We start from the raw sequence: 24,667 nt of genomic DNA, 5'->3' as shown, positions 1-24,667 counted from the left end.
AATTACAAATTTTAAGAAATAATAAATCTCAATTAGAAATTCAATTTTTCAGGCAGATATTTAGCTACCAATTCTTTATAATATGGCAATAATGCTTTCACATCTGGTTTAACAGGCGCTTTTGTATATAAATCATACGGATTAAATTTTCTTACCCAGTCAAACATTTCAATATCTTTTTCATTCATTAAATGATCATAAGCATTCTCTTTGTGCTGAGAATAAAATGAGTGATAACGAATCATATACAAAGCCGGATCCGGTAAATAATCCTTCATGATCTGATATAAATATTCATCATGTCCCCAGCTCATTTTTACTTTTTCAAGTCCGCAATTTTCAGTGTAAACACCTAATTTAGTATTGAATCTCTCATCTGTATAATCAGGATTATCTTTGAAAAATTCAGGATAAACAATTTTATCTGAATATGCACAACCAACCGGGAAAGTATCTCCCACTACAGCCCACTGCGGTTCTCCAAACAAACATAAAATTTTGCCTAAATCGTGAATAAAACCTGTTAGTACAAACCAATCCGGATGGCCATCTGCCCTGATCGCCTCTGAAGTTTGTAATAAATGCTGTGTCTGATCTAAGTCAATATCCGGGTCACTGTCGTCTACAAGGGTATTCAGGAAATCAACTGCTTCCCAAATGGACATTTGTTTTTTATTGAACTGCAAAAACTCCTGCTCTTTACTGCATACAAAATCGTAGGTTTGATAGGTATGGTTTATTCTGTAAAATTCTTTAACTGTTTCTACTCTTTCAGAATCTACATAATTTCTAAATTCTTCTTTTTCTTTTACCGGTTCGGACGGATCCGGATAACGTAGTTTCAAATCATCTTCCCATTCGTCTAAATTATGCAACGGATTATCAGTATCTATATGCTTTTTCATAAGATTTAAATTAAAAAGTTATAAGACAAAAATAGAATTACATATAGAGATCAAAATGGATTAATACATCAAAAACATGGATAGAATTTAATTTTGTATGAAATTTACATCAATAAAATGTAAAATAAATTCAATACTGAAATTCAAAATTCTAATGCTGGGGATGCTTAAAAACAAATCCCAAACTCCAATCGCTCACAGATTTGGAATTTGGGATTTGTAATATTGAGATTTGTGAAATTTATTCTAGTTGATAAGCTTACTCGGTGGAAAACCAAATTGCTTTTTGAAACATCTGCTGAAATACAACGGATCATTAAATCCGACTAAGTTAGTAACTTCAGAAACATTGTATTTTTTGGTTTTTAAAAGTTCAGCCGATTTTTTTAAACGAATGGTTCTGATAAATTCATTTGGAGCCAGATCGGTCAGTTCTTTTATTTTTCTGTACAATTTAGAAGAACTTACTCCCAGTTTATCACATAGAAATTCTGTTGACAAATCTTCTTCGCTCAGGTTATCGTTAATCAGAGTTGTAATTCTTTCCATGAATTCTTCATCAATAGGAGAATGCGTCAAAAGACTTACTTTACTTTCTACTTCACCGGAAAATTTTACTTTCAGATCTAATCGTGATTTGATAACATTTTCAATAACGGATTTTAATAATGTCGGTTCGAAAGGTTTCACCAAATAACCATCTGCGCCAATTTCATATCCTTTAACTTTGTCTACATTTTCTCCCAATGCCGTTAAGAGTACAACCGGGATGTGGCTGATAAACTCATCATTTTTTAGTTCTTTACAAAATTCGAGTCCATCCATTACAGGCATCATCACGTCTGCAACACATAAAATTGGTTTAATTTGTCGGCAAATTTTAAGACCTTCTTCTCCGTTTTCGGCATCATAAACTTTATAATAATCAGAGAGAAAATCTACAAGGTACTTTCTAAGTTCTGTGTTGTCTTCAATAACCAGAATTTTTTGCTTTAACTCAGTATTCTGAATCGTTTTTTTAGCTGTTTTTTCAGGAATCAGCATACTTAGATTATCATTTTTCAAAGCATATTCAAACACTTCCTTAGTTTCATAAGAAACACGATCAATTGGAATTTCGACCCTGAAAGTACTTCCTTTTCCGAGCGCACTTTCTACTGTTATCAACCCTTTGTGAAGGGCTACTAATGATTTTACCAAAGACAAACCGATACCTGATCCTGTATTATGTGCTTTACTGTTAGTAGCCTGATAAAATCGTTTGAAGATTTTTTCCTGGCTTTTCGGCGGAATTCCGATACCATCATCTATCACTTCAATAATTAGGATTTCCTCTGTATTGTTTTTTAACCTGATAAATAAGTCTACATTTCCGTATTTATTGGTAAATTTTAAAGCATTGGATAACAAATTATAAAGGATTTTATCATATTTATCATTGTCTATCCAACCCTCGATTGATTCTGCCTCTGTAATAAAATTCAGCTTGATTTTTTTATTAAAAGCCATTTCTTTGAATGAATCAAAAATGTTTTTCGAATAGCTTAGAATATCTGTTTTTGAAACCTTAAGTTTTAATTCCCCCGATTGTGCTTTTCTAAAATCAAGAACCTGATTTACCAGATTTAACAGTCTGCTGGCATTTTGATAAATAAGGTTGTATCTGCTTTTTTCATAATCGGTGGCGTTGCTGTTTTCGTCCAGTAATTGTTTTGCAGGACCTAAAATAAGGGTTAGCGGTGTTCTTAACTCATGTGAAATATTGGTGAAAAATCGGAGTTTTTCGTTGTTCAGTTTGATATCGTGTTCCCTGTTTACTTTTTCAGTAAGCAATTCCTGTTTTAAACGGATGCGGTTTTTAATTTCCTTTCTTATAAAATAGAAAATAAACACCAGTACAATAAAAAAAAGTAAAAATGAAATTGGGGTCAGCCAGAAAGGCGGAAGAATTTTAATCTGGTAGGAAACCACTTTGCTCCAATGCCCGTCGCTGTTGCTTGATTTTATTTTAAAAACATAGTTGCCCGGAAAAAGATTGGTGTACTGGACAGTTCTGGAGTTACTATTGGCGGTAATCCAGTGTTTGTCAAATCCTTCCAGCATATATTGAAATTTATTGAGCTTTTCATTTGCAAACGAAGGTGTTGAGAACTGAAGTGAAAAATTTCGGTTTTTATAATTGAGTTCTACTTTTTTACCATAATTAAGCTCTTTTGAAAGTGGAACATCTCCGTTAATCTCCATTTCAGGAAACACTTCTTCATTCTGAATTTTAAATTCGCTGATAACAGGTTCCGGCGACCAATTGTTTCTCTTCATTGTTTGTGGAGAAAAAGAAATAATACCGTTTTTACCTCCCAGAAAAATAGTAGAATTATTGAAGTTAAAAAAACCGCTTGAACTAAAAACATCCAGCCTGTTGCCACTGTTTACATGATAAATATTGATATCTTTTAAATCAGATTTTACCCAGGCAATACTGTTATTATTGATATTTAGCCATAAATTTCCGTTTACGTCTGACAACATATCTGTGATCCATGTACCTGAGATTTCTTTGAAGTTTTTGATGGTTGCAAAAGTGTTCTTTTTAGGGTTGTACAAGCATAAACCAAAACGTGTAGAGGCCCATATCTTACCCTTTTTGTCAATCATAATGTCGCTCACATTGTCTTCATTAGGAATGCCGTTTTCTTTTTTTGAAAGTGATTTGTACGTTTCTATTTTACCTGTAGCTGAATTATATTTCACAACACCTGTTTCAGTAGCAAACCAGACATTATTTTGGATATCTTTTTCTATGGCATTAATTTGAAAGCCCGGAAGTAGTTTACCTGTGGAAGTCTGTACTTGTAAAGTTTGAGTGTTTAAGATAACAGCGCCTTCTCCAAACGAACCTATCATAAGGGATTGATTTCCTATTTTATTGAAAGCAAAAATTGGGGATGTGTCAAACCCCAGATTGATTTCTTTTGATGAATTGGTGCCGTAGTTATACACCAGCATTCTGCCATCCCAAAGACCGCAATAAAAAGTTTTACCGTCTTCAGAATAAATACTGGATATATCGATTGATTTATTGTACAGAGGTATAAACCCTTTTGCATTTGAAATGAAAAGCCCGTTATGACTGGTAGCAACAATTACTTTTCCGTCGTATGTTTTAGAAAATCCCCTGATACGTGGTGCCTGATTGCCAATGTAACGTGAAATGTCTTTATTGAGCACAAATTGATTTTCGTAAGGATCGAATTTATCCAGACCGTCTTCAGTTCCAATCCATAAAACTCCTGCGCGGTCGAAGTACAAAGCCGAAACTAAATTATCAACGATAGAAGTGTCATCTGAGAGTACGGAATAATACCACTTATAATCGCCCTTTTGAATATCTTCCAATTGCTTGCAGACCAGCAAACCTCCTAAAGTTCCTACCCAGTATTTACCATCAGGTGCCTTGGCGACAGATAAGAAGTAAGGTCCCAGATTACCTCTGATGTCTTTGTTTTCAATATACAAATTTACAAACTGATCGTTTTTTTTATCTAATTTGTAGAGCCCTCTTCGTGTTCCCACAAAAATATCGGCTTTAGCATCTTCATAAATAAAATTGATGTACGGATTTTTTTCATTAGAATAAGGAACAGAGAGTGTATAATTATTCATTTTTACAATTGTTCCTTTGTTATCCAGTGTTATTTTGGCAACAGACCCTTTATCATAACTCCCTACCCATATATTTCCTTTTTTGTCTTCAAAAATTTCTTTTACATAGTCAAAACCTTTAATTGGAATCTTTTCGAATCTGTTTTCTTTTAAAAAAAACATAAAGACTCCCTGATTTTTAGTACCTACCCATACTCTTTTGAATTTATCTACATATACTGATCTGATCTCTCCCTCAGGCAAACTATTTGAATCATTTTTTTTAGGCAAAAAAGTCACAAAAGTATGCGTATCCATTTTAAATAGTGTCAGGCCTTTTCTGGTTCCTATCCATAAATGGTTCGAAGCTTCATCTAATTCTAATGCTGTAATATCATCGTTATATAATTTATTATTGCCTGGTGACGAACTCATGTAGTTTTTGAACTGATAGCCGTCAAAACGATTCAATCCAAAAAAAGTCCCAAACCACAGAAAGCCTTTTTTATCCTGAACTATATGCCTCACAGAGTTGTGTGATAAACCATTATTATCATTATAATGCGTAAATTTTATATTCTGCGAATGAGAATAGTAAAAAGTAATTAAGCAAAGGAATAGTATAATAGGATTTTGTTTCATAAAATGTAATTGTGGTTTTTTGGCTAAATTAAAGTTAGGAAAATTTAAGGATTTATTCGCGCGATCTGATTCGTTTTTAAGCTAATCTTAAAATGATTTGAAGGTCTGCTATTCATTGTTTTTAGAAATATTTTAGCCCATAAAGCCAGTTTTTCATTATCTGATTTTTCTAATTGCTCACAAACTATTTTATATTGTTTCAATCGGTTGACACCAATTTCAGGAATCGCTAATTCATCAGCATTTTTTAACCGGTAAAAATCAAATATCATATTAAAACCTGTCCAGGATTCAAAATCCTTTTTGGTTAAAGAATTCACAGCAATTATTTTATCAACTTCGTCATTATTTTTATTTATATACGATAAATCTGTTCCTGAGAGTTTTAAAAGTGATGTTGAAAATTCAGCAGGAAAATCTTCAGGCAAAAATCTTAATCTCACTAATTCCTTTAAATGCCATTCTGTAAAATACTTGTAATCTGTAGATTTTAAAATATCCTTGTTCCATATTTCAGGACTTTTACTGTTTTTTAAATATTCGTATTCCTGATTGTAAAAAGAAAATAAACTATTGAATTTTGCAACCTTTCCAACTACAATAGTTTCCACTTCAAGTTCCTCGTTTGAATGGATAGTCAATATTTTATAAGCCGGCATATAGGCAGCTAATGAAGGTGTCTGAATATTAAATAACGTATTTCCTTTCGAAGTTGTTCGTACTCCTGTATCGTTGATGTGCATGTGTCCGCCAAAATGAATCTGAATACCTGCATCTGCAAATTGTTGTGCGACTTCTTCATTGGGAACTCTTTGCAATTGCATTTTATTCGCTCCAAAAAGTGATTTTAATTCCGGTGAGGCATCGTCGTTAAAATCAATCATGGGATAATGGCTAAAAGCAATCAAAATTTTGCCTCTTTGCCTGGCTTCCGCCGAAATTTTCCTAACCCACTCTATCAGATGTTTTTTGTAAATCAGTACATTATTATAGCCAATACTTGCTCCCGAAAAATCATGCGGATCATTTGGTAAACCTGATAATTTTTCATTCGGAACATAGGCATTCGCATCTATTGCTAAAAGCCAGACTCCTTTAATCGGTTCAACGAGATAACTCGCATCAGGAAGAAATAAAGTGGTGTTTTTAACTTTATAGGTTCTTTTTTCTAAAACAGATTCTGCTAAGGCTTGTTCAAAATTGTAATTTTCATAATTGTAATCTGAAAAAGGTGTTTCCCAATATAAATAGTTTTTTTGTGGAAAGAATCCAAAGCCTGACATCTCCTGCAAAGTTTCTTTGTAGCCCCAATTTTTAATATCAGCTGTGATAATAGGTTCTAATTGGTTTTCTTTCAGTTTAAAATTGGTTTTAGAACTGCTGATAATCTGTTCTTTTCCGTCTTTTCCTAAAAAATCAGTTTTAAGTGCTTCTTGTGCAAAAGGTTTAACAGCGTCATGATTCCCGGTGGTTACGAAAAATGACATACCTTTTTCTTTGGAATATTTATCCAATATTTTTCTTAATCCGCGAACATGAACAGGCTGTCCATCATCGCTAAAATCTCCCGGAAGAACGACTTGTTTGATCCCTCTTTTCGCAATGTCATTTAAAGCTTCTAAAAAGGCAAAATAATTCTCATTGAATATTCGGGTTGAATGCAATTGCGAATTCATAGTCCTGATGTTCGCATATTCACCGGTTACCGGATTTGGAATTCCCTGGTAATTATTGTCTTCAAATTTCGCAAAAATATCCTGTAAATGAGCATCGGCAATAAAAGCGATTTGTACTGCATTACTTTTGTCAGTTTGTATTGACTTACAGGCAGATAAAAAAAGTAATAGTAATATGAGCCCAGATATTCGTAACATATAATTTTACTTAATTTCTGTTTTATCTATTAATAATGGGCTATCTATTGTTGATGAATTTACATCCTTAAAGATAAGCTGTTTTTCCTTTTCTTTAGGAAAATCTATCGTTTCCATCTTTAAATTCTGAACATCATCAAATACAAATGCAGGTCTAAAGTCTGAATCAGTAAGTGTCAATTTGATGTTTTTAAAATTTATTCCGTTGACGTGCCTCACATAAAAACCATAAGCAGGAAGTTCGCCAAACATAGAAAATTCGGGATAATCCTGAGCAGCTTCCGGAACCTGATTTAGTCTGTTTAACGGAATATAGGCCATTCCTTTTGAAGCCCTTCCGGGATAATTGATTTCGATATTTTCTAAAGTTACATTTTCAACAGCATACCCTTTTAATCCCACAATTGAAGAAGGAAAAGGGTTGTGGAAAAAATCAACTTCAGGGCCTCTCAGGTCATAATTACTGTCAGGCCGGCCAAAAGGCACTTGTACTTTTATATTTTTCAGGCTAACATTTTTTATATTTCCGGGTTTATCACCGCTTCGGTTTCCTAAACGGATAAAAATGGCATTGCCTGTATTTACGGCATTTATATTTGAAACTTCGATGTTTTCTATAAAAGCGCCATCAACAGATTCTATAGCAATGGCTGAACGAAAAGTATCGTACACCTTTATATCTTTAATAACCACATTTTTAAACCCACCGAAAGAAGCAGTTCCAAATTTTATGGCTGAGGCACTGGATCTGATGGTACAATTGGCAATATAAACCGAATCATTATAAAATCCGGGGTAGTATGATTTTAAACAGATTCCATCATCGGCAGTGTTGATATCGCAGTTGGTTACTTTTACATTTTTACAGTCTGTAATATCTATTCCATCATTGTTCCAGTACGAGCGGTTTACTATTTTGAGATTATCTAAAACAAGTTTGTTGCATAATTCGAAAGATAATCCCCAACAAGAAGCTTCTCCTGCTGTTAATCCTTCAATTGCAATATTTTCACATTGTGAAAAACGAAATAATTTTGGTCTCATGGTTTCGTTTGGTCTGTTTCGGCGAAGGCTGTATTTGGGATCTACAGCAATACCTGCATGATGCAGACTGTCAATATTTAAAGCCAGTTTTAGTCCCTGACCATCAATAATTCCTTTTCCTTTAAGTGAAATGTTATTGGCTTTATGAGCGATTATCAAAGCCATTTGGGAGTTATCGTCTTTTTTGGGAGAATCGGGTCTTCCTTCAAAAGTCATATTGGGATAATCTTTTGGATTTGTGCTTCCCAGCAATAGAGCTCCTTCTTCGAAGTATAGGGAAACATTGCTTTTAAGAATAATGCTTCCTGATAAAAAGGTACCTTTGGAAAAAACTACACGGCCTCCTTTATTTTTAAAAGTGGCATCAATTGCTTTTTGGATCGCAATGGTATTTATTGTTTTTCCATCTGCTATTGCACCATAGCTGGTGATTGGAAAATCTTTTTGTAATCGATTTGACTTTTGCGCATTGCAGTCAAAAATCAATGCAAAAAGACTTATTAATACAGCCGTTATGTATAGTTTAGTTTTTAACATGTTATTCTTATTTACAGTTCAGGCAAAATACAGTCAACTAAAACTATCGGCTATCGAAGCAAATTTCAAATAATAACCCGTTGAATAAAACTACCCAACGGGTTATATTTATATTATTTGATATAAGCTTCCAACTTATCCAAAGTATTTAATTCTGTTTCTCTTGCACAAGAGGATATAATTTTTGTTTCTAAGTATTTTGTCGGTTTAGAAATTAACAAATATTGCGTTCCATCGTCATCAGTTTTTACATAATCTTTAGGATTGTACATAATGGCAGCACCAACTTCAACAATCTCTGCTGCTACATCTTCGGGATGTTTTCCCCATACGGCGATATAGTTAGCTCCTTTTTTAGTTTGGAAATCTTTAAAATAATTCACTCCGGTAACAAACTGCACCTTTGCTCCGTTTAAACTTACTGCTTCTACTTTAGCTTCTCTTTTCCCTGAAAATACCGTAACGCGAACTAAAATATCTACTTTTTTTCCTTTGTATGGTACTCCTCTTGAAATCATTTCCATCCATGAAGTTGTATCTGTTTTTCCAACACGGGCCAAACGATTTGTAACAGGATTCAATGGCACCACTTTTTCACCATCCCAAAGCTTTACACCACCTAAACCGCTTGTTGCTGCAACTTTATAATAATCAGCTCCCCATCCTTCTTTTTGCTGTTCCGGAGTTGGATACCAATTTGCTTTTCTTAGCTCTAAACCTGCTTTTGCTTTATTATAAACATCAATAGCCACTTTATCACTAAAATAGATTCTTAATGCCATCCACTCGTTTTCGATTGCAGGACCGTGATGCCCGATTGTTTTATACAAATCACCTGATTCTGAACCTATATCTGTCAAATACGTTATTTTATCGGACTTCATATACAAACTGGTGTCTGTATTATTTTGTGCCAAACAAGTAAAACCAAACAGCAAAGTGGCAATAAATGATAATTTCATAATTTCAATTATTTATAAGATTAATTTAATTTCCGTAAAAATAAAACAACCTTTTAATAATACCGCTACATTTTTTATAATATTAAGAAATTATCATTTGATGACGAAAGGGCGTATATCCCGTGATATAAACATGCTCTCCCGCAGTACGCAGACTTCCCTGATGATACGTATACTCTTCACTGTCCAGATTTTCTATATTTAAATGTTCACATTTTCCGGGACCAAATTGTATCGTATCTGCTCCGGCTGTTAATTCTCCCTGTCCGGATTTTAGAAAATAGTTTTTTTTATCATCCATAACCGCACCGCTGATACTACTACCTTCTTTAAAACACATTTCAATTGTTACTTCAACATTTGGCGGACCATCAACTTTGAAATCTAAACTGAGTGAGCCATTGTTTTCTGTGATTTCAATTACTGTCGTTTGTGTTTTTACGTTGCTTTTTGTTCGCGAATCAAAATCCATTTTATTCCAAAAACGTCCGTCCGGTGATTCGGATAATTTATAATCACCATCGGATTTCTGAAATTCTTTGGCAAGAGGCTGGTAATAATCGGCTTCTTTGGTTTCTTTTAAAATGTATTTATTTCCTTCTTTTAGAATCCCTTCACTGCTGAAATAACCCATTCTGAAAAATGATGTTGATAACCGCATGTATTTTAATATGGCATCTCCTTTTCTGTACATTAAAAAATTAGGATTCGAAGACCTTCCTGAAACAATCATCACGGGATGGTCGTTTCCTCCAAATAAGGTTATCGAAGTTTTGCCCCGTCTGATTCTTGCCAGATTTGAAACTGCAAAAAACTTCTCAAAATCATTGGCTACTGTTCCATCAGCCGGAACCTGTTTTTGAAGTTCTGTGTTTTCCATAAAATGACCTAATGAACCTGACAAAATATCTGTCTCAAAATTTGGAAGATTTTCAATCAGGTTTGTCATATGTACAAATATTGGATTTTTTGAACGGATTGCCATGTAACGATACTGGAGATAGAAGTTCGTCACTTTTAAATCCATAAACTGATCCTGTCTTTTTGAATCAACTGTAACCAGATCACCGTTGGGTTCAGTATAATAAAAATAAGTCGTTAAGTTTTTATGAACAATGTCAAGTAACTTTGGTCTGTTTAGCAATCTGGACATCGTAATCAGGGCTTTGTCAATCACTGCAGAATAAATGCCGCTTCGTTCCGCATAATGTCCGTCTTCATTCATATAGATGCCTTCAGCCAGCCATTCATCAATTCTTTTTACATATTTTGTATCCGGATACAATGAATTTATATTCGCCAAAGCAGCACAAATCACCCATCTGTGGTTTGGGGTGTGAACACCTCCTGTAACCATCGCCTCACCTGCATTTAGGATAAACTTTTTCAGTTTGTCTTTTAGTCCTTCTAAATCTTTTTGTTTGTTTTCTTTTAAAATTGCTGCTGCCGGGCAGATATATTCTAAAATAAAAGCAGTATCAGGAGGCGATTGTCTGTTTCCGCCTGCATCCAATGTTCCGTCAGCATATTGCTCATTCAGTAAAACATCTATAGCACCATTCAGTTTTTCTGCTACAATTTTAGATTTATAAAATTCAGATTCGGAATTGCACACTGAAGCTGTCATTGAAGTTATAGAACCTGCTATACCGCGAAAACTACTTAATTTGGCATTCAAATCAACCGCAGTTTTGTTTAATATGCTCTTAACTTTAGCATCATTGCTTAAAATGAGCTTTTTAATTAATTCAGTATCTATTTTGGCAGCCAGATTATTTGTAAACAGATCATTTGCAAAAACCATATCAGTGACCAAAGCTCCTGCTAACGTTAAACCTGATAATCTAAGAAATTCTCCACGGGTAATCTGCTTTTTCATAGTACTTATTTTGCTGATTCAACTTAGACATTAATCATAATGCATAGATACTACTGGCTGCTCCTAACAATGCGGCATTTTCATTATCAGCAGAAATCTGAATACTGATTTTACAATTTGCTTGCTTAATTTTTTCATTAAAAGCCGGCAGGAACAGGGCACTTGCATTTGCAATTTTTCCTCCAATTATAAAATGTTCCACCGAAAAATTTTTAAACAATGGAATCACTATTTCTGCTAAATCCTCTCCCAGTTCTTTAAAAGCTTTCAGTGCTTTTTCTTCTCCGGCTATTGCAAGATTATAGAGTTCCAAACCATTATCTAATTGAACTTTACTTAAATTAAAATACTTGGACAAAAGCCCTCTTAGAGACACATAATCTTCTGCTATACCATTTTTAAAGGGCAAATTCCATATTTCACCATCTGCAGGCACCAGATTTCCAGAACTGACTGATATTCCTTTATCAACAAAACACGATCCTAACCCTGTTCCTAATGTCACGGCCATTACCCTTTTAGAAAGATTCTGCTTCTCTTTATAAACTTCACCTTTACCAAAACAAGTTGCATCATTTTCGAAAAAAACATTGAAATCATCAGGCAGACTAAGTCTTTCCCTGATTAGATTACTAACATTTAATCCATAAAAATTTTCATATTTTGCCTGACCTTTAATCATTGAAATTCCTTTTTCATAATCAAAAGGTCCGGGCATGCAGACAGCAATTCCGTTTATCTTTTTTATTGCTGAATTTTGCAAAGAACGTCGAATGGATTTTTCCCAAAAATCCATAACCTGATTTACAGGTAAATTCGAATTAAAACTTTCCTTATGGACAGAAGCATCCAATACTTTCATATCTGTGACATCAATAACGGCAGAAGTAATATGTGTTCCTCCTATATCCATTCCGATAGCATATTTTTTTTCCATTTTTATAGTATAAATTAGATTCGTGCTCCCTTTTTGTGGTACTCAAAAATTATTCTGCTGGATTATTTCTGCACAATTTTCACCAATGTCCAGTTTATTCCCAACGGATTTTTGCTTATTTTACAGATTAAAGGAAACTCAGGATTTTTTACAATCCACATTTCAGTTTCATCAATACGCGCGATTACGTGCAGCACATCTACTGCTTTTCCATCGATTATAATACTGTTTTGATCTGCATTCTGATCTAAAACATAAGTCGTATTGTTATAAATGAATCTGTTGTTTTTTATTAAATCCTGATAAGCCGATTGCGAAATCATGAAAAAAGTCTCGTTCGGTTTTAAATTTAAAACCGGAGCGTATTCTCCCTGATTATAACTTAAAGCATTACCATTTTTCAAGGCTTCCGACTTAGTTATAATATTGCTGTTTACATCTCTTGTATCCAAATTGAAGATAAGCGCATCGGGCGTTATTTTAGAAGTCAGTGTTAATGTTCTGGTCTGACCGTGCAATTTGCAGATATAATGTAATTCAGTCTTGTTTTTAATTGTTGGAACAAAATTTTGTGCTGACATCATCTGAAATATTCCACAAAAAAGAATGGTAAGAATCGTATTTTTCATCATGCTTATTTTTTAGGTGGTAAAATAGTTGTTCCCCAGACTGACGGTTTTGAATCCATTTCAAAAATCAACTCTCCTCCTTTAACAATATCTTCGTGCGAAATCCAGGCTTTGTTGTAGGGTTGGCCATTTAAAAAAGCGGATTTAATGTATTTATTTTTTTCGGTCATCTTTTTGGCCGAGATTTTAAAGGTTTTCCCTTCTTCCAACTGTAAAGTGATTTCCTTAACTAACGGTGTATTCAGTAAATAATAAGGCTGGCCGGCATTTGGATACAATCCCATCATGTGAAAAGCCAGCCAGGAAGACATAGCTCCTGAGTCGTCATTACCAGGCAGACCTTCATGTGACGTATTGAAATTCTCTTTTATAATCGTTCTGATTCTGTCACTGCTCAAATACGGTTTTCCAATCCAGTGATACATTGTAGGCGCTAAAAAAGAAGGTTCGTTCGAAACATCGTATAATTTAGTATCAAAAAAAGTATCCAGCCTGTTTTTAAAAGCCATTTCACCACCCGATCTTCGAATAACTTCAGGAAGATCATGCGGAACACTTAACGAATATTCCCAGGAAGTTCCTTCATAAAAAAATACGCACCAATGGCAGACATACCATGGAGATTCTGTAATTACAGGAGTATATTTATAGGTTGGTTTCTGAATTTTTGATTCCCCAAATACAACTTCGTCCAGCCAGTTTCCGGAAGCATCTTTTGGCATAATAAATCCTTTTGCCCCATTATTTTCATAATCGGAACGCCATAAATTTTGCCAGTTATCAGCCTGTTTAATATACTTATTGTAGATTTCGGTATGATTTAAACCTTTCGCAACTGTCGCAATATTATAATCATTGTAGGCATAATCCATCGTACGGTTTCCGGCACGATCTGTACCAAATGGTACATAACCTAAGTGTAGATAATCCAATAAACCGCCCCTTCCTTCTCGCTCTTCATTTCCTCCGGGCGGTATCGTAGCATCTTTAAGCATTGCTTTTAATGCCAATTCATAATCTATTCCTTTTAAGTTTTTTACAAAAGCATCTGCAATGACTGTTTCAGCATTAGAACCACCCTGCGTACGGCCATTATCATTACCGCTTCTGCCTTCCGGTAAATAGCCTTCTCTTTTGTAAATGTTCAGCATCGCATTGACAATTTCTATCTGGCGTTTCGGATCGATAAGCGTAATTAATGGACTCGAACTTCTGAAAGTATCCCAAATACAATAAAAATCATCATAATAGGGTTCGTTATTGGTCCACAAAGGGTTTTCTCCGGTTCGGTCAACAGGCATGATCATCGTGTGGTACAAACCGGTATAAAACATTTTTTTATAATCCGCAGAAGTGTCAGGAGAAAGCTGAATACGGTTTAATAGCTGTTCCCATTTATTTTCTAAGGATGTTAAAACTGTATTGAAATTCCAATGTGGAATTTCGACTTCGATATTGTTTTTTGCTTTTAATTCGCTTAAAAATGAGATCCCAATTTTTACATTGAGTTCCTGTTTTCCGGCTGCTCCAAAAGAAACTAAAGCAGCTGTCTTTTTGCCTGAATCAAACTGAGCTTTTTGATCGCTGTAAAATTTACCGTCTTTCCAGGTAACATATTTTGCAATAGGCTGATCAAAAGTCGCCCAAAAGTAAACCGTGTAAGCACGACCGTTATTCCATCCGCCTCTAATTCTGCTGTATCCCCTAACTTCTGTGTCTGAAACAATTTCGATTTGAGAACCTACAAATTGCTGGGCTTCTCTTCCGTCAGGTTCGGGCTGTTCACCCAGAAAAAATCCCGGATCAATCTTTAAATCTTTCGTTACATTTTTTGGATACGTAATTCTGTAAAATGAAACTTTTTCGGCTGTTGTGATTTCAGTTTTAATCTGATTTTCTTTAAAAACCGTTTCATAATAACCCAATTTTACATTTTCATGAACCCTGTAGGAAGTCTGATCCAATTTATCTAAAGTTCCGGAAAAAGGCATAATCTGAATGTTCCCGTATTTAGGACCGCCACCTGTTCCGCTCACATGAACCTGACTAAAACCTGTAACTTCTTTAGGCAAAGGAAGCCAGCCACTGTTCGGACTTATCGTACAATCCGGACTTGGTTTAACCATTCCGTATGGACACGAAGGGCCAATAAAAACCCGGCCAACACCTTCAGAACCAATCATCGGATCGACGTAATTGTAAACCGTCTGGGCATAATTTACTGAAGTGAATAATGATATTCCTAAAAAAATGATAGTTTTAGATATTTTCATTGCCATTATTTCTTTGCTTTATTAGACATTTCTAAAATCAATTTTCCTCCATTTGTAACAGCACTATGAGGAATACTAAAATTTTCTACTGGTGTATTATTGTATTTAATTTCCTTTATATAAATGTTTTCGGCACTGTTATTATGGGCTTCAATTATAAAATTTTTACCCTGATAATATTTAGGATTTAGTTGAATGGATACTTTAGTAAAAATTGGACTTCCTATCTGATATTCGGCCTCTTTATCTGTACCTCCATTCATTTGGAATAAACCAATTTTAAGTAAGACATTCAGGCTTCCCATTAATCCCTGATCTTCATCTCCATTGTAACCGGTAGCGGGAGATAATCCGCTAAAAGTTTCTTTTACTACATCTCTGGTCCAGTATTGTGTCAGATCCGGTCTTCCCAATAAGCTGAAAATATTAGAAGTCTGCATCGATGGCTGGTTTCCAAAATTGATTGGAATACGGCTGAATTCCGGGTGCAGTTCGGCATCATGAGAATTTCCTGAAGTGTATTTCAAATCCTTTGCAGTTTCAAATTGCTTATTTAGTTTTTCAACCGCTTTTTCCTTACCTCCCATCAATTCAGCTAAGCCATCAATATCATGCGGTACAAACCAGGTTGATTGCGCTCCGTTTGATTCTATAAAACCGTTTTCATACTGATACGGATCATAATTTTCCCGCCATTTTCCTTTAGCATCTTTAGGGCGCATCCAGCCTGTCGTTTTATCAAACACATTTTGATAGTTTTTAGACCGGTTAATAAAATAGTTATAATCTTCGTCGTGATACAACTTTTTTGCCAATTGTGCCAGAGTCCAGTCCTGGTAAGCATATTCTAAAGTCTGGCTGGCTCCGTCCTGATGACTTCCAAAATCTCCATCGGGAAGTGGATACGGAACATATCCTTTTTCTAAATAATATTTTAAACCGCCACCTATATCTGTATTGTGTTCATATCCGGCCTTTCCCATGATGCCATTAATCATATGGTTTTTCTTGAGTGCTGTATAAATTTCTTCGAGATTTTCTTTTACTAATCCTTTCTGAATGGCACTTACAATAAAAGGTGTAGCCGATGCGCCAGTCATTACATAAGTATCATTACCTCCTGAAGGACCACGCGGAATCATTCCGCTATCATTATAGTATTGCATTAAAGAATGTACAAATTCATCCATAATTTCAGGATATACAAGTCCCCAAAGTGTATTTATAGTCCATTGTGCACCCCAAAAAGCATCTGAATTATAATGATTGAATTTTGGTTTTCCGTTAGAATCTAAAGGTAATTGCCCGATTCTGAATTTTTCTCCAGAGTTATCAGGATAAGCCCCATTAGCATCATTAATCATTTTTCTTCCTTGCAAAGCATGCCAGAGATCTGTATAGAATCTTCTCTGATCTTTTTCTGTTCCGCCTTCAACTTCAATTCTGCCTAATAGATTATCCCATTCCGCTTTGGAATCGGAAACCACTTTATCAAAATCCCAGTGTGGTAATTCCTGCTTCAGATTGTTTTCTGCATTTTCAACCGAAGTATAGGAAATACCGGCTTTCATCAATATTTTTTCTTCGGCTTTGCCAAAACTAACCAGATAATTTCCTGTTGCTTCATTACGTTTTATTGAAGTAAGAGGCTGATTAAATTTTATTTTAAAATATACTTTTAAGGGTTTTGGACGTCTAAAATTGGTGCTTAAAACTAACGATCCTGAAAGTTCGTAATCGTTATTTTTTTCAAGTGTCCCGTTAGTATTTTCACACGGTCCTAAAATCGTGTTCAGATTGAAAAGGATTGCTTTTTGAGCAGAATCTGAAAACGTATATTTATGAAAACCAACTCTTTTTGTACTGGTCAGTTCTGCTTTTATTTGATACCTGTCCAGTAACAAGGAATGATAACCCGGAAATATTTTTTCAGATTCATGACTAAATTTAGAATAAAAATCTGAAAAGATATTTTCGCTATTTCCCTTTGTAATCGTTACAGGCATTACTGAAAGCCCTGACATTTGCCATTCGTGTACATGACTAAAACCTTTTACAGTATCTGTAGTGTATTTGTAGCCGCCACCCCAGTCACCTTTAATTTCGGTATCCGGATTTAAATTCACCATCCCAAATGGACGGCTTGCAGATGAAAAGAAAAACCATCTTGAATTTTCGGTATCAAGCAAAGGATAAACCAGATCTGTTACTTCTTTATTTCTTAAAGAAGCGTCTTTTTCTACTTTGCACGACACTAAAAAAATAAGTATCAAACTTGTTACAATGCGTCCGGTTATATTGATTCTGTTAAGTACCATTGATTAAAATGTATTGGAGTCTGTTTATTATGAACAAATCTGATATTGTAGTTCATCAAACAGTTTAAAAAAAAAATGTTTTAACAAGTAATACATTACTATTAAATAGGTGAAGCCTAAATTTAGAACGCATGATAAATCATATCCTTTTCTTCAGGATATTTTTAATTTCATGATCATGTAAAGTCTTCTTGATAAAAAGGAGAAGAATTTTTTAATCTTCTTCTCCTTTTGGGAATTAAAAAAAATTGTTTTTGGTATTATTTTTTAATTAGGATATCCGTCATTCTGAGTTAGAGCCGGATTTAAAACTCTTGCATAAGTTGGAATCGGGAAAAGACGACGGTAAGTTTCCGCATTGGTTTTGAAACCCCATGATCCTTCATATTTACCATATCGGATCATGTCATTTCTATGCCATGCCTCCCAGGCCAATTCACGACATCTTTCCTGATAAAGCTGTTCTAATGTTACACTAGTCCATGCTGCAGAAGTAGTACGATTGGAACGAACCATATTAACTAATGAAAGGGCTGTATGTCCCATGGTTTCATTTCCTCCGCGAAGGATTGCTTCAGCTTTCATCAAAAGCACATCTGAATAACGTAAAAATGGAACGTCATTGTTTTGATTACGGCTCGTTGAAGTAGCATCGGGATAAAATTTGATATTTCTGTACCCCATGTTCCATGCAATTTCATCATTACCACAGTCAAACAAAGCAGGATTCTGACGCAGCACAATATTTGGTGTCAAGTCTACCTGATAGGTGTAAGCAGCCCCACCATCTGCACCAGTATAAAATTGATCATATCCTTTTTTTGTTGTAGTAACTCTTACCGGAGTAACGCCATCATTTAAAAATTGTAAACCTGTTAACCATTGCTTGTTACGAATGTCATTTGCATCATTAAAATTTGCATAAAATTCAGGTAATGTACTTCTCGGAGCACTAGGTGTAAAAGGAAGTCCAAACTTGGCTCTTTCAGATCTTGGCACATCATAACGGGCATGATACATCTGACCATTATAACCGACTGTTGTAGCTACAGGATCGAAAGGTACAGCAAAAATGAATTCTTTCATTTGTGGACCATTATTTGGATAAAACATCTGAAGATATGTCGCTCTTGGTTCAACAGCATATAATCCTGAACTTATTACCTGATCACTGGCCGCAATACAATCATTGTAACGTTGCGTTCCTGTATAAACCTCTGCATTCAGATATAATTTAGCAAGCATTGCATTTGCCGTTTGCTTGTTTGGTCTGCCATAAACTGTTATTCCCGAAGCAGCATTCAAATTAGGAATAGCCTTTTTTAATTCGCTTTCGATGAAATTGAAAACTTCAGTTCTGGTAGATCTGGCTTTCGAACTAAAATCTCCATATACAGTATCTAATGGTACACCTCCATAACTATCCATTAACATAAAATAACTAATAGCACGCATCGTTTTTAATTCAGAAATCATTGTTGATTTTTCGGCACCTGCTGGCATTGCTGTATTTAAAATTGAAATGGCCTGATTGCTGGTTCCGATAACACCTTCTGCCCAGCCCCAAGGCCCAACTCCGTTATCGGGTGTCCAGTCATGATAATGCTGACAGGCATATCCTCTATTATCAAACCAGTTTCCCCCACGTGCAGGCAAAATAGCTTCATCAGTAGTCAAAGACTGTGACCACCACCAGGAAAATGCAAAATCACCTCTAAAAGCTGCATAAACAGGACCTGCTGTTTGAATATATTGTGTTGAATTTTGAGGAAACACATCTGGCGTAAGCTGTGTGGTAATAGGCACATCCAGATCTTCACAAGACCAGAATAAACCAACCATAAGTACTGGAAGACCTAAATATTTGAATATATTTTTCATAATTTTTACAATTTAATTTTTAGAATATCACGTTTAAGCCAAACATAAATGTTCTGGTTTTTGGATAGAAGTTATTCGAATCTACACCAGGAGCTGTTCCTCCCTGTTCTACTTCCGGATCAATTCCTGAATATTTGGTGATTACAAACAGATTATTTATGGTTTGATACACACGCACACTTTGGATAAATTTGCTCACTTTGCCAAAATTATAGCCTAAAGTCATATTGTCTAATCTAATATAGCTTCCGTCTTCTATAAAACGTGTCGAATATTTGTATGAGTTAAGATCGGTAGGCGATTCATTTGCTGCATCAACTAAAATGTTATTTGTCATTGCGGTACTTGGCCTGAATAAGTCGGCACGGGTAGCATTGAAAATTTTATTACCAAATACACCTCTGAAGAAAATACTCAAATCAAATTTTTTGTATTGAAAATTATTTCCCCAGCCTAATAATACTTTTGGCTGTGCACTTCCTGCATAGTGATAATCTGTACCAATTGCAGGAGTTGTTGTTAAACTACCGTCTTTAGCAACATATTGAGAAACACCTGCAGCATTTTTCCCTGCATATTTAAGAGTGAAGAACTGACCAAGAGGCTTTCCTTCTTTAAAAATCTGTAATGTACTTCCGGTTTGTCCGCCTCCATCAGGCTGTACTCTACGGATAGAATCACCTCCAATAAAGAATGGATTTGTCAGTTTAACAATCTCATTTTTATTACTTGCTAAATTCAAATTAGTTGACCATGTAAAATTGGCTGTCTTAACAGGAGTTGCTCCTAAACTCACCTCAATACCTTTATTAGACATTGTTCCTCCGTTTGCTACAATTGTACCTACTGGTACAAGAACCGGATTTACAGCATAATTAAAAATCATGTCAGTTGTTTTCTTGTCGTATAAATCAACAGAACCCGTAATTTTTCCGTTAAACAAACCAAAATCAACACCAATATTTGCAGTAGCAGTTTTTTCCCATTTCAAATCCGGGTTTGCTGCCTGATTAGGTCCGTATGCTCCAATTTGTTGTCCGTTGTAATAGAAAGTACCTAAACTTCCTGAAATAAATTGTGCTGTGTAAGCATTAAATCCTGAAGAATTTCCTGTAACTCCGTAACTTCCACGGAATTTTAAGTCACTGAAAATTTGCTGGTTTTTCATAAAATTTTCTTTATCAACTCTCCATGCTGCTCCTACAGAAGGGAAATATCCCCAGCGGTTATTTGCACCAAATACAGAACCTCCGTCTCTTCTGATAGTTCCCTGTAAAAGGTATTTATCCTGATAGTTATAATTTAAACGGGCAAATTCACCTATTAAACGCGTTTTTTGATACGCTCTGCTGTCTCCAAAATTCACAACATAACCATTTACAGAAGTGTAATTACTCAAAGCAAGGTTATTATATCCTACATTATCTACAGGGAAATTGGTTGCTGTAGCCTGAAATCCGTCTCCCAATGTATTTTCCTGCCAGGAATATCCTAAAACAGCTTTGATTTTGTGAACACCCAAAGTTTTATCCCAGGTTAAGAAACTCTCAATAATATTATTCGTATTTTCATAAGAATTTCTTAATGCTGAACCGTTAACACCAAAATTAATTAATGATTTTGTTAAAGGCGGATCTGGATTATTGTAGAAATTGGCACTATTGTATTTCGAATAATAGCTATCATAAAACTCCCCATGCGAAGTAGTTAGTTTTTGATGCGCAATGTTTAAGTTATAGGTAAATCCAAAAGGAAGTTTTACTTCTGCTGTAAGGTTACCAACAAGATTATTCGTTTCAGTTTCATCAGTTCCATGCTCAATTAAGGCAACCGGATTAAAATATCCCGTGCTGACAAAATTTTCGAAAAAAGTTCCATCCTCATTTCTTACCGGAGAAACAGGAAGATGACTTATGGATTGTAAAAGGACAGTGTTTCGCTGTGGAACATTTACATATTTACTGTTAGAATTCGTTACGTTTAAACCAAATTTAACTTTATCATCAAAAGCAAATTGCTCAACAGATAAACGGGCGATTACACGAGAAAAATCACTTTTTAAAAGAACACCTTCTTTATTAAGAGAGGTTAAGCTCGCAGTATAACTACCATTCTTTCCGCCACCACTCATAGATAAGTTATGACTGCTTGACTTTGCTTTTCCAGCTCTCAAAATTTCTTTCTGCCAGTTTGTATTAGCACCTTTGTCATTTTCAGGAGTAAAGTTCAAATTATTTTTTGTTGTAAATGCTCTCAATTGAGTTGCATTCATCATATCCAGCTGATTAGAAACTTCTTCCCAGCCAACGTACCCGTTGTAAGCAATTTGAGTTCTGTCTTTACTTCCTTTTTTAGTCGTAACCATAATAACCCCATTAGCAGCACGGTTACCATAAATTGCAGTTGCAGCAGCATCTTTTAATACATCAATAGTTGCGATATCATCTGGTGAAATAACCGAAATATCAACTCCGGGAACACCGTCAATAACATAAAATGGCCCTTGTGAACTATTTAAAGTAGACGCTCCACGCAAAACCACAGAAGCAGTTCTTGTAGGATCGCCACTGGAAGAGATGTTAAGACCTGAAACTTTACCCTGCAGTAATTGTCCCACATCACTAATAGCTCCTTTGTTTAGTTCTTCTGCTTTAATGGAAGTTACAGAAGTGGTTAAATTTTTACGGGATCCTTTTCCGTAACCTACCACTACAACCTGCTCCAGAGCGTTCATAGCCGAAGCTAATTTAATTGTTAAGTTTGTTTTGGTTCCGTCTAATTTAACAGTCTGATCTGTAAATCCAAGAAAGGATACAACCAGTACAGCATTAGGATTTGAAACAGACATTTTGAATTTACCATCAAAATCTGTTACTACACTACGAGTAGTACCTTTTTCAAGAATATTAGCTGCGGGCAGAGGTAAATTCTTATCATCTAATATTACACCGGACACTTCAGTTTTTTGTGCCCATGAATTAATTGAAAGACCTAAAAAGAAGGCTAACAATAAAAGTTTTAATTTTTCCATACTCAGTATTTAGTTAATTGGTTAAATAGTTTAGACGAAATTAGTTTTAAAGAATTGTTAACAAATGGACAGGTTATTCATAAATATGGATTTTTTTGTTAACACTAGTAAAACAAGGGATTCCGAAGGTTTTTTCTTTAACAATATATAATAAAAGTCTTATTAATAAATCCATCTAACGAAAGCTTCCATTGCTGCATAATGGGCTAATCCAAGTTCATGATACAAATCTGCAGTTTCTTTGTTTCTATCTTCTGCTCTTTGCCAAAATTCCCTGCTGTCTGAACCCTGAAAAACGACTCCGTCTTTTTGAGACTGGTGTTTAAAAATCCCTTTTCTCTTTTCCATAACCTGATCCGGTCCCATTGGTACAGCCATTTCAATTTCATCGATTCCCCATTCCTGCCATGCGCCTCTGTACAGCCAAACCCAGCAATCTTTCATAAAATCTTTTGTTTTCAAACGAGTTACAGCTTCAAAAACGGCATCCAGACACACTTTGTGAGTCCCGTGGGGATCTGCCAAATCTCCTGCAGCATATATTTGATGGGGTTTTATTTTCTCAATCAAATCTATAGTGATTTGAATATCCTCTTCTCCTAATGGTTTTTTCTCTATTGTACCGGTTTCATAAAACGGAAGTTCCATAAAATGAATCTGACTATCCGGAATTCCAACAAAATAACAAGTAGACTGTGCTTCTCCTTTTCGGATAAGTCCCTTTATATTTCTAACTTCGGGAATATCAATTTCGCTGTTCTTTTTATTTTGCAGAAATAGCAATGATTCTTTGTAAATGCTATCTGCTTCAGTACTTTTAATTCCAAATTTATCATTATAATCGCAAACAAAAGAGGCAAATCGCAATGCTTCATCATCGGCAACAGCAATATTTCCTGAGGTTTGATAGCCGATATGTACTTCGTGCCCCTGCTCGTGTAAACGTTTAAAAGTGCCTCCCATACTTATAATATCATCATCAGGATGCGGACTAAAAATAAGGATCCGTTTTTTTGCAGGTTCTGCTCTCTCCGGTCTTTTGTTGTCATCAGCATTTGGTTTCCCTCCCGGCCATCCTGTAATGGTATTTTGAAGTTTGTTGAAAATTTTAATGTTGATATCATATGCCGGACCTAAATCTGCCAGTAAATCGCTCATTCCGTTTTCTATATAATCAGCGTCTGTCAACATCAGGATTGGTTTTTTTAAATGTAAAGCCAAACCTAAAACTGCTTTTCGAATAAGATTGTCTGTCCAGATTACATTTTCAACAAGCCAGGGTGTATTAATACGTGTTAATTTTGAAGCAGCTGCTTTATCCAGCACGAAAGTGGTATTATTGTGTTCCTGTAAAAAAGAAGCCGGAACCAAATTAGTTACTGATCCTTCTACAGAAGCTTTAATGATATTTGATTTTCCTTCTCCCCACGCCAATAATATAACTCTTTTGGCTTCCATGATTTTTTTTATACCTAAAGTAATCGCAGTTCTCGGTGTATTATTCAGGCCCGAAAAATCATTGCTTGCAGCCACACGGGTAATATGGTCTAAAGCTACTAAACGGGTTTTCGAATTTTGTAGCGATCCCGATTCATTAAATCCGATATGACCGTTTCCTCCAATTCCGAGTATCTGAAGATCAAGACCTCCCAGTGCTTCAATCTTTGTTTCGTAATCAGCACAATAATCTGCAATTGCTTCTTTGGATAAAGTACCATCCGGAATATGGATGTTTTCAGGCAAAATATCTACATGATTGAATAATAATTCCTTCATAAAACGCACATAACTATTGATAGAATCCGGTTCCATTGGGTAATATTCATCTAAATTGAATGACACTACATTTTTAAAACTCAATCCTTCTTCTTTATGAAGCCTCACCAGTTCTGCATATAAGCTCTTTGGACTTGATCCGGTAGCCAGGCCTAAGATACATAACTGATTTTGTGATTGCTTTTCTCTGATTAAACCCGCTATTTCATTGGCTACTGATTTCGATGCTATTACTGAATTTTCATAAACCACAGTACCAATATTCTCAAATCGCTTTTCAAAACTTGTTGCTTTGTCTATACTGCTTTTTAACATTGTTTTATTTTTTATAGTTAAT

General features: G+C 35.1%; 13 protein-coding genes. All 13 read right to left on the bottom strand.

The window, feature by feature from the left end:
* Nucleotides 1-32: 32 nt before the first annotated feature.
* Nucleotides 33-905: an inositol oxygenase family protein gene (locus tag DMB68_RS05995; protein WP_110345718.1), complete on the bottom strand. Its 873-nt coding sequence runs from the start codon at nt 903-905 to the stop codon at nt 33-35.
* A 246-nt stretch (nt 906-1,151) separates the two neighbouring features.
* Nucleotides 1,152-5,189, bottom strand: a complete 4,038-nt coding sequence (locus DMB68_RS05990; protein ID WP_110345717.1) for a hybrid sensor histidine kinase/response regulator transcription factor — start codon at nt 5,187-5,189, stop codon at nt 1,152-1,154.
* A 44-nt stretch (nt 5,190-5,233) separates the two neighbouring features.
* Complete coding sequence (locus DMB68_RS05985) at nt 5,234-7,063, bottom strand: metallophosphoesterase family protein (RefSeq protein WP_110345716.1); 1,830 nt, start codon at nt 7,061-7,063, stop codon at nt 5,234-5,236.
* 6 nt (nt 7,064-7,069) lie between these two features.
* A complete protein-coding gene (locus DMB68_RS05980) occupies nt 7,070-8,644 on the bottom strand; it encodes a glycoside hydrolase family 28 protein (protein WP_110345715.1) in 1,575 nt (524 codons plus the stop codon).
* Between the two features lie 113 nt (nt 8,645-8,757).
* Nucleotides 8,758-9,606, bottom strand: a complete 849-nt coding sequence (locus tag DMB68_RS05975) for a DUF4861 family protein (RefSeq protein WP_110345714.1) — start codon at nt 9,604-9,606, stop codon at nt 8,758-8,760.
* An 82-nt stretch (nt 9,607-9,688) separates the two neighbouring features.
* On the bottom strand, nt 9,689-11,485 hold the full coding sequence (locus tag DMB68_RS05970; RefSeq protein WP_110345713.1) for a hypothetical protein: 1,797 nt from the start codon (nt 11,483-11,485) through the stop codon (nt 9,689-9,691).
* A gap of 34 nt (nt 11,486-11,519) precedes the next feature.
* A complete protein-coding gene (locus DMB68_RS05965) occupies nt 11,520-12,422 on the bottom strand; it encodes an ROK family protein (protein WP_110345712.1) in 903 nt (300 codons plus the stop codon).
* Nucleotides 12,423-12,484: 62 nt separating this feature from the next.
* Nucleotides 12,485-13,051, bottom strand: coding sequence for a hypothetical protein (locus DMB68_RS05960; RefSeq protein ID WP_110346367.1), 567 nt, complete (start codon nt 13,049-13,051; stop codon nt 12,485-12,487).
* A gap of 5 nt (nt 13,052-13,056) precedes the next feature.
* Entirely contained in the window at nt 13,057-15,324 is a 2,268-nt protein-coding gene (locus DMB68_RS05955) for a GH92 family glycosyl hydrolase (protein WP_110346366.1), read from the bottom strand.
* 5 nt (nt 15,325-15,329) lie between these two features.
* Nucleotides 15,330-17,642, bottom strand: coding sequence for a GH92 family glycosyl hydrolase (locus DMB68_RS05950; RefSeq protein ID WP_110345711.1), 2,313 nt, complete (start codon nt 17,640-17,642; stop codon nt 15,330-15,332).
* Between the two features lie 267 nt (nt 17,643-17,909).
* Entirely contained in the window at nt 17,910-19,523 is a 1,614-nt protein-coding gene (locus DMB68_RS05945) for a RagB/SusD family nutrient uptake outer membrane protein (RefSeq protein WP_110345710.1), read from the bottom strand.
* Nucleotides 19,524-19,542: 19 nt separating this feature from the next.
* A complete protein-coding gene (locus DMB68_RS05940; protein WP_110345709.1) occupies nt 19,543-22,554 on the bottom strand; it encodes a SusC/RagA family TonB-linked outer membrane protein in 3,012 nt (1,003 codons plus the stop codon).
* A gap of 162 nt (nt 22,555-22,716) precedes the next feature.
* On the bottom strand, nt 22,717-24,645 hold the full coding sequence (gene nagB / locus DMB68_RS05935; RefSeq protein ID WP_110345708.1) for a glucosamine-6-phosphate deaminase: 1,929 nt from the start codon (nt 24,643-24,645) through the stop codon (nt 22,717-22,719).
* Nucleotides 24,646-24,667 lie beyond the last annotated feature (22 nt).

The organism is Flavobacterium hydrophilum, assembly GCF_003202405.1.
GTDB classification, from domain to species: domain Bacteria; phylum Bacteroidota; class Bacteroidia; order Flavobacteriales; family Flavobacteriaceae; genus Flavobacterium; species Flavobacterium hydrophilum.
This window is presented reverse-complemented; position numbering and strand designations above follow the sequence as displayed.